A 4,980-nucleotide genomic window follows, 5' to 3' on the forward strand; every position below is an offset into this window, starting at 1 on the left:
GCGGCCTATCTGGAGGGCGATTTCGCGGCGACCAGGGCCGCGATGCAGCGCCTGCGCCAGGCCGCGTCGCTGCCGGCGCTGCCGCAGCTTCAGCCCGTGCTGCGCTACTGGACATCATGAACATGACCGCGCCGAACACGCCAAACGCGCCAAACACGCCCTTCGCAGCAGCCCGCACGCCAACCGCTCACGCCGCCTCGCCGGACGCGAGGCGCGCGGGGCGCGCGGGCGTTACGGGGGGCGCGCGGGCCGCGCAGGTCGATATTGCGCTGCTGCTTGAAGGCAGCCATCCCTTCGCGAGGGCAGCCGCGCCGGGATGGGCCGAGCGGATGATCCGGGCCTTCCCGCAGACCACCTTCGCGGTCGTCGTGATCGGCGACCGGCGCGAGGCCTGCGGCGAGATGGCGGTCGCGCTGCCGGACAATGTCCTGCATCTGGAGACGCATTGCCTGCATGACGACGAACCGGCCGCCACGGTGCCGCGACAGCGGGCGGATGCACAGGCCTTCGCCGATGGGGCGCGCCTGCACGATCTGCTGCGCCAGCGCGGCAAGGGTATTAACGGCGTCGGCGGCAGCCACGGCGCCGGCGGCGTCAACAACGCGAACGGCGGACACGTGCAGGCAAGCGCCGCGATGCGCGAGCTGATCAACGCGCTGATGGACGCGCAGGGCGAGGAGGGCGAGGAGGGAAAGGAGGGCCGGCTGTCGGAACACGCCTTCCTGCACAGCCGGCCCGCCTGGGACATGATCGTCGAGCAGTACCGCCGCCATTGCACCGACACCTCGTTCTCCGACTACTTCTGGAGCGTACGCACGATGCACCGGCCGCTGTGGCGGCTGGCGCGGATCGCGGCGACGCTGATGCCGGCGCGCGTCTACCACGCGGCATCGACCGGCTATGCCGGCTTGCTCGGGGCGATGCTGCGCTACCGGCATGATCGCCCGTTGCTGGTGTCGCAGCACGCGATCCCTGCGCGCGAGCACGGCATCGATTGGTTCCAGTCGCGCTGGCAGCGCGACAACCCCTATCGCGACCCGCAGCATCGCCGCGGCGGCAACGCCGTCGAGCACGATGTCCCGGAAACGGACTATTGCCGCGAGCTGTGGCTGCGCTTCTTCGAATCGCTGGGGCGCGTCTGCTACGAGGCGGCGGACGAGATCGTCGCGCTCTATGAAGGCAACCGCCGCGGGCAGGTGAGGGACGGCGCGCCGGCCAGCCGCACGCGCACCATCCCGAACGGCATCGATCTGCCCGCGCTGGCGCCGCTGCGCGCGCAGCGGCCGGAGCGCGTGCCGCAGGTACTGTGCCTGGCGGGCCGGGTGGTGCCGCGCAAGGACGTCAAGACCTTCATCCGCGCGATGCTGACCGTGGTCAGGCAGTGTCCCGATGCGCAGGGGTGGATTGCCGGGGCCGAGGACGAGGATACGGAATACGCGCGCGAATGCCGCGGTCTGGTGCAAGGCCTGGGACTGGCCGGCAACGTGCGCTTCCTCGGCCCGCGGCGCCTCGACGAGCTGCTGCCGCAGGTCGGCGTGCTGGTACTGAGCTCGATCAGCGAGGCGCTGCCGCCGGCGGTGCTGCAGGCGTTCGCCGCCGGCGTGCCGTGCGTGGCCACCGATGTCGGCGCCTGCCGCGAGCTGATCGAGGGCGTCGGCGACGAAGACATGGCACTGGGCGCGGCGGGCGCGGTGGTGCGCATTGCCGATCCCGGCGCATTGGCACGCGAGGCGGTCGCGCTGCTCGGCGATGACGAGCGGTGGCGTGCCGCACAGCGCGCGGCGATCGTGCGCGCCGAGCGCTATTACACCCAGCATGCGATGGTGGCCAGCTACCGGCAGCTGTACCAGCATCTCGCAGCGAAACCGCACGCCGACGCGGGCGGACGTGCCGGCGTGGGCCGGCCGGCGTTGTCCCCGGCGACCATGTCGAATCCGGCCGGCGAACGGCTGCCGGCCGGCCGTTGCCCCTTCGCGGGAGCGCCATGATGGTGGACCTGACTTTCTTCCTGCGCGGCTTGCGGGACCGCAATCGCGTTGGCGGCACGCTGCAGGCCTACGGCTTCGCCAGCGTGCTCGCTTGCGGTGCCTGGGTGCTGGCGATCGCGGGCGTTCTGCTGATCGGCGTGCTCCGGCTGCCGACGGGATTGCCGGGCGCGCAAGCCGTGCAGTTCCAGGTATCGGCGATCCATCTGATCGCGGTCAGCCTGATGCTGACCGGACCGCTGCAGCTTCATCTGGTCCGCTACGCCGCGGGCCGTCTCGCGGAAGGTCGCGCAGAGGCGGTGCTGCCGGGCGTGCATGCGGTGGGGCTGGTGGTCACCGTGCTGGCCGGCCTGCTTGGCCTGGCGTGCGCGCTGTGGGCGTTCCCGCAGCAATCGGCGTGGTATCGCGCGCTGATGCTGGCGGGCTTCGTGCTGATGTGCCATGTCTGGATCGCGGTGACCTTTCTGTCCGGCATGAAGCAGTACCGCGCGATCGCCTGCGCCTTCGTGGCCGGCTATGCGGTGGCGGCGCTTGCCGCGCTGGCGCTGCGCGGCTTCGGCCTGGAGGGGCTGCTGGGCGCCTTCGTGATCGGCGAGCTGGTGTTGCTCGCCGGCACGGCGATACCGATCCATCGCGGCTATCTCTACCATCGCCATCACCGCAGCGACCGCAGCGACCGCAGCGACCGCAGCGACCGCAGCGACCGCAGCGACCGCAGCGACAGCAACCCATGCCTGCTGTCGTTCGAGCTGTTTGCCCGGCGCCATCGCCATCCGAGCCTGATGGCGATCGGCCTGCTGTACCCGCTGGGACTCTGGGCCGACAAGCTGCAGTTCTGGTACCACGCCGGCACGGGGCAGCGCGTCATCGGGCCGCTGCATGCCTCGGCGATCTACGACGTCCCGGTGTTTCTGGCCTGGCTGGCCGTCGTGCCGGCGATGGCGGCGTTCGCGCTGCGCATCGAACGGGAGTTCGTCGCCCATTACGATGCCTTCGCCGACGCGGTGCGCGGCGGCGGCTCGCTGCAGCGGATCGAGGCGGCGCGCGACGCCATGGTGCGGGCCGTCCGGCTGGGCCTGTACGAAGTCGTCAAGCTGCTGGCGATCGCCGCGCTGCTGCTGTTCGCGCTGGGCCGGCCGCTGCTGGCGCTGTTCGGCATGGCCGACCTGTACCTGCAGCTGCTGCACGTCGACGTGGTCGGCGCGGGCCTTTACGTGGTGCTGCTCGCCACGCTCAGCGTCTATTTCCATCTGGACCGGCGCCGCGAAATCCTGCTGCTCGGGGCCGCCTTCGTGGCGCTGAACGTCGGGCTGACGCAGATGACGCTGGCGCTGGGTCCGGCGTGGTACGGCTATGGCTTTGCGTTCGCCGCGCTGATCGTGGTGGCGATCGCGCTGGTGCTGCTGGACCGCCGGCTCGAGCGCCTGGAATATGAAACTTATATGTTGCAGTAATGCGAATCGGGCGGCGAAGATAAGGCGGTGGAGCGCGGTATGGTGACCGACGCAGTTACAATTCGACACATCATTGCATTGACCGAACTCATCCCATCACGCCTGCCCGCGTCGCCGTGCCGGGCAAGCGGCGAACCGACCAGTCACTGAGAAGAACATGAATATCGCATCGGTCGAAGACGATCCCAGCCAGGCCGAACTGATCCAGCAGATCCTGGCCAGCGCCGGACATGCCTGCGACAGTTTTTCGGGCGGCAAGGCCTTCCTGCGCGCGATGCGCGAGCGCTCCTACGATCTGCTGGTGATGGACTGGCAATTGCCCGACATCAGCGGCTATGACGTGGTGACCCACGTCCGGCTGCATTCGGGGCAGTACCCGCCGATCCTGTTCCTGACGAGCCGATCGCTGGAAGAGGACATCGTGATGGGCCTGGCCGGCGGCGCCGACGACTACATGATCAAGCCGGTGCGGCGCGGCGAGCTGCTGGCCCGCGTCGGCGCACTGCTGCGCCGGACCTATCCGTCCACCCCGGCCAACGAGGCCATCGTGGTGGGCGCCTATCGGCTCGATCCGGTGGCGCGCACCGCCAGCCTGAACGGCGTCGAGGTCGATATCGCGCCGCGCGAGTTCGATCTCGCGCTCTACCTGTTCCGCAACATGGACCGGCTGCTGCCGCGCGACGTCGTCGAGCAGGCGGTATGGGGCCGCTCGCTCGGCGCCAGCTCGCGCACGCTGGATACCCATCTGTCGCGGCTGCGCATCAAGCTCGGCCTGCGGCCGGAGAACGGCGTGCGGCTCGCCTCGGTGTATTCCTACGGCTATCGTTTCGAGCGCTGCGCGGAGCCCACCGATGGTGCGTGAGGGTGGGGTGGTGACGGCCACCGCGGCCAGTGCGGCTACAGGGGCCAGGGCGACCACCACGGCCACCGCGGCTGCCACGGCCGTCACGGTGGCCAGGGCCGCGGTTGCCGCATGGGCGCTGCTGGCGTTCGCGCCGGCACAGGCAGGCCCGGCCGGTGCCGATGGCGAGTATTTCCTGCATCAGGTCGAGCCGGGCGACACGCTGTTCTGGGTCGCCCAGCGCTATACCGGCCGCGCCGACGTCTGGCGCGAGCTGAAGGCGCTGAACCGCGTCGCCGATCCGTACCGGCTGCCGATCGGCACCCAGGTCCGCATTCCGCTCGCGCGCATTCCGGTGACGGTGGCGAGCGCGCGCGTGGTGTCGGTGGTCGGCCAGGCCGACGCCAACGGCGCCGCGCTGCGGCCCGGCATGCGCGTCGACGAGGCGGCCTGGCTGCAAACCGGTACCGATGGCCTGGTCACCTTCGAGCTGCCCGACGGCACCCGCGTCGCGATACCGGCGAACACGCGGCTGCAGGTCAAGCGTCTGCGGGTGTTTGCCGGCACGGGTCTGGGCGATACCGTGATGCAGGTCGATCGTGGCGGCATCGAGTCGCGCGTCGCGCCGGCCGGGACCGGCGTCGGCCGCTTCGAGATCCGCACGCCGATGATGGTTACCGGGGTGCGCGGCACCCGCTAC

Annotated in this window: 4 protein-coding genes; all 4 read left to right on the forward strand. The window is 70.3% G+C overall.

What is annotated here, in order from left to right:
- Positions 1–122 precede the first annotated feature (122 nt).
- A complete protein-coding gene (gene pelF / locus AC6EI8_RS24070) occupies positions 123–1,988 on the forward strand; it encodes a GT4 family glycosyltransferase PelF (RefSeq protein ID WP_498383073.1) in 1,866 nt (621 codons plus the stop codon).
- A complete protein-coding gene (gene pelG / locus AC6EI8_RS24075; RefSeq protein WP_498383074.1) occupies positions 1,988–3,439 on the forward strand; it encodes an exopolysaccharide Pel transporter PelG in 1,452 nt (483 codons plus the stop codon). Before pelF ends, pelG begins: the two co-directional genes overlap by 1 nt.
- Positions 3,440–3,596: 157 nt before the next feature.
- Positions 3,597–4,301, forward strand: coding sequence for a response regulator transcription factor (locus AC6EI8_RS24080; RefSeq protein ID WP_498383075.1), 705 nt, complete (start codon positions 3,597–3,599; stop codon positions 4,299–4,301).
- On the forward strand, positions 4,291–4,980 hold a 690-nt coding region (locus tag AC6EI8_RS24085; protein WP_498383076.1), incomplete at its 3' end, for a FecR domain-containing protein. The genes AC6EI8_RS24080 and AC6EI8_RS24085, both read left to right, overlap by 11 nt.

Source organism: Cupriavidus sp. R6-3 (assembly GCF_059772245.1).

Excerpts from the sequence above, each read along its gene's own strand:
- pelF (WP_498383073.1), top strand. The coding sequence starts at position 123 with ATGACCGCGCCGAACACGCCAAACGCGCCAAACACGCCCTTCGCAGCA.
- pelG (WP_498383074.1), top strand. The coding sequence starts at position 1,988 with ATGGTGGACCTGACTTTCTTCCTGCGCGGCTTGCGGGACCGCAATCGC.
- AC6EI8_RS24080 (WP_498383075.1), top strand. The coding sequence starts at position 3,597 with ATGAATATCGCATCGGTCGAAGACGATCCCAGCCAGGCCGAACTGATC.